We start from the raw sequence: 3540 nt of genomic DNA on the forward strand, positions 1-3540 counted from the left end.
CGACGGCCTCGACCTCGGCGCCGAGAAGGCGCATGCGCGCCACGTTGAGGGCCTGGCGCTCGACATCGACGGCGCCCATGTAGATCTTGCACTCGAGGCCGAGCAGCGCACAGGCAGTGGCCGAGGCGACGCCGTGCTGCCCCGCGCCCGTCTCCGCGATGACCCGCGTCTTGCCCATGCGCTGTGCGAGGAGCGCCTGCCCGAGCACGTTGTTGATCTTGTGGCTGCCCGTGTGGTTGAGGTCCTCGCGCTTGAGGAACACGCGGGCGCCGATCTCCGCGCCGAAGCGCTTCGCCTCGTAGAGCGGGGAAGGGCGGCCCGAATAGTGCTTTTGCAGCCTGTCGAGTTCGGCGAGGAACTCCGGATCGCGCCTGGCCTTCTCGAAGGAGTCGGTGACCTCGTCGATCACGGCCATGAGCGCCTCGGGCACGTAGCGACCGCCAAAGGTGCCCCAATGCCCGCGCGCGTCCGGTTCGTGGCCGGTGGTCTCGTGGACGACGCCGCCCATCGTGGGAAAGGACGGCGATCCGCCCGCGGATGCAGCACGTGGGGAGTTCGAGGAATTCACGCCCCCCAGTATGCCGACCGGCGCCCTAGCGCCGCCCGTTGGGGCACGAGGGATGCGTGCCGGCGGTCGAGAGCGAGCGCACGGCGCCGAGCGGATCGCCGGACGTGACGAGGGACTCGCCGACCAGCACGGCATCGGCACCGAGCCCCGCGTAGGTGAGCAGGTCCCCCGGGCCGCCGATCCCGGACTCAGCGATCTTGACGACCTCGGACGGGAGCCCCGGGGCGATCCGGCCGAAGGCCTCGGGATCGACTTCGAGGGTCTTGAGGTTGCGGGCGTTCACACCGATCACCGAGGCGTCCGCCTGGATTGCGCGGTCGGCCTCTTCCTCCGTGTGGACCTCGACCAGCGCCGTCATCCCGAGGGACTCGGTCCGGTCGAGCAGGGACTCGAGGAGGGGCTGCTCGAGAGCGGCGACGATGAGGAGCACGAGATCCGCGCCGTGCGCCCGGGCCTCGTGGACCTGATACGGATTAGTGATGAAGTCCTTGCGGAGCATCGGGATTCCCACGGCCGCGCGGACCGCGTCGAAATCGGCGAGGCTGCCGCCGAAGCGCCGCTCCTCGGTGAGGCACGAGATGACCCTCGCGCCGCCCTCCTCGTAGAGCGAAGCCAGCGAGGCGGGATCCGGGATGTCGGCGAGCGTGCCCTTCGAGGGGCTGGCCCTCTTGACCTCGGCGATGACCCCGACTCCGTCCTCCATGAGCGCGGCCTTGGCGTCGATGGCCGGCGGGGCGGCCTTCGCCCGCGCCTTCATCTCCGTGTAGCTCACCTGCGCCTCGCGACGAGCGGCATCGGCGCGCGAGCCCTCGCAGAGCGAGTCGAGAACGGTTCCCATTGGCTTCTCCTCCGGCGTTTGGCTTCCCCCATCGGGGACCCGGCGACCACACGAGATCTTTCGCGCGCTCGCCGTCCCCGAGCCACACACGATCTTAGTGCCCGCCCTCGCGGTTCCCGAAGTCGCCCACGTCACAGGCGGAGAGGTGCCCGCGCCGGGCGATTCCGCGGATGCCGCGCGGGGCGGAGCGTCGGCCGGCTCACGGGGCAGCTCGAGGGCAGCTCGAGGGCAGCTCGAGGGCCGGGTGAAGGGCCACCCCGCGGGCCGAGTCGTGGTTCGCCAGCGAGCCGGCTAATCGCGACCCTCGCCGGTCGGCCCCTCGGTCGGGTCCTCGCCCGCGTCGAGGCTGTCCCAGAGGAGTCGGTCGGCGTCCTGGGTCGAGAGCTCCTCCTCCGGCCCCGCGCCCGCCGACTTCCGAGAGCCCGCTCGGGTGTCGTCGCGGCCATCCCCGGACTCGCCGGTGCGCGCCGCCTCGTCGGTAGTAGAGCTCGCCTGGTCTGGATCCTTCGATCCGACCTCTGGAGCCGTTTCCGAGCCGCCCGTCGCCAGGCCGCCCTCCGCGCCTGCCCGCTCGGCCTCCCGGCGCAGCTCCGCGGGGGTCCGGTACCGGTCCGCTCGTGGTGCGGCGGGACGGGGGCGGATGACGGCGAAGGCCGCGCCCACCAGCGCGAGCACGGCGCCGCCGAGGGCGAGCGCGGGGCCCGCGGGCTTCGCCTGGACCTCGCCGACCACGGCCCATTGCGGAACCGTGCCCTCGTCCTGCGAGGTGCCGCTCGTGCGCGCGACCCCGTCGGTGGCCGTGACCACCGAGTGGACGCGATTGGTGTCCACTCCGCCACCGAGCGCGAGTGCGCCGGAGATCCCGCCGAGCAGCGCGAGCAATAGCGCGACGACCGCGACGATGCGGGCGAGGAGACCGCGGGTGAAGAGGAGGGCGGCCCCGGCGGCGAGGAGGCCGAGCGCGATGGCGGTGCTCTCCGGGGACCAGGTGCCGCCAGTGATCGAGCGGGTCTGTGCTCCGAGTTGTTCGACATCGAGCGTCGCCGTGAGCCACACGAGCCGCGAGGATCCCCACATCGCGGCGGCGCCGGCGACGATGAGGAGAAGAGAGAGGGCGAGGGGCGAGCGCTTCATCGGCGGTCCTCCTCGGGGACGTCACCGGCAGGCCGCATCGTTCCCGCGGCGGCGACGGCGCGGAGCACGGCCCCCGCCTTGTTCTGCGTCTCCATTTCTTCGGTGGCCGGGTCCGAGTCCGCGACCACCCCGGCGCCGGCCTGGACGTAGGCCGTGCCGTCCTTGATCAGCGCCGTGCGGATCGCGATGGCCAGGTCGCTGTTCCCGGCGAAATCGAAGTAGCCGACGGTGCCGCCGTAGACGCCGCGGCGGGTGGCCTCCTGTTCCTCGATGATCTCGAGGGCACGGGGCTTCGGCGAGCCCGAGAGCGTGCCCGCGGGGAACGTCGAGAGAACGGCGTCGAGTGCAGTCTTCCCCGCGGCGAGCGAACTCTGGACATTGGAGACGAGGTGCATGATGTGGCTGTAGCGCTCGACGTGCAGGAGGCTCGCGACCGAGACCGTGCCCGGGGTGCTCACGCGGCCGAGGTCGTTGCGCGCGAGGTCGACGAGCATGAGGTGCTCGGCGTTCTCCTTCTCGTCCTCGAGGAGATCTTCCTCGAGGCGGAGGTCCTCCACCTCCGTAGAGCCCCGCGGGCGCGAGCCCGCGATCGGGTGCATCGTCGCCTCGCCACCCTGCACGGTGACGAGCGCCTCCGGGCTCGAGCCGACGACCGAGAACGCGGTCGCGCCGAAACCGTCGTCGCCCGATCCGTCCGGGAAGTTGAGCAGGTACATGTACGGGCTGGGGTTGATGGTGCGCAGCACGCGGTAGACGTCGCGCGGCCGCGCCGCGGTGTCCACCTCGAAGCGCTGGCTCGGCACCACCTGGAAGGCCTCCCCCGCCTTGATCTCCTCGACTACGTCGCGGACGATCTGCATGTACTCCTCGACGCTGCGCTGGCGGCGCACCTCGGGCTCGACCATGTCGAACTCGGCGACCATCGGCCGGGCGGGCTCGGAAAGCTGGCGCGCCATCTCGTCGACCCGGTCCACGGCGTCGTCGTAGGCGGCATCCACCC

General features: G+C 71.7%; 4 protein-coding genes. All 4 read right to left on the minus strand.

What is annotated here, in order from left to right; genetic code table 11:
• The coding region (locus tag V7E05_RS05560) for a pyridoxal-phosphate dependent enzyme (RefSeq protein ID WP_333618710.1) at positions 1–508 on the minus strand (508 nt) is incomplete at its 3' end.
• An 85-nt stretch (positions 509–593) separates the two neighbouring features.
• Positions 594–1406, minus strand: a complete 813-nt coding sequence (gene trpC, locus V7E05_RS05565; RefSeq protein ID WP_333618682.1) for an indole-3-glycerol phosphate synthase TrpC — start codon at positions 1404–1406, stop codon at positions 594–596.
• Between the two features lie 291 nt (positions 1407–1697).
• A complete protein-coding gene (locus V7E05_RS05570; RefSeq protein ID WP_333618683.1) occupies positions 1698–2540 on the minus strand; it encodes a Trp biosynthesis-associated membrane protein in 843 nt (280 codons plus the stop codon).
• On the minus strand, positions 2537–3540 hold a 1004-nt coding region (locus V7E05_RS05575), incomplete at its 5' end, for a chorismate-binding protein (RefSeq protein ID WP_333618684.1). The genes V7E05_RS05575 and V7E05_RS05570, both read right to left, overlap by 4 nt.

This window comes from Dietzia sp. (genome assembly GCF_036741115.1).
Lineage (GTDB): Bacteria > Actinomycetota > Actinomycetes > Mycobacteriales > Mycobacteriaceae > Dietzia.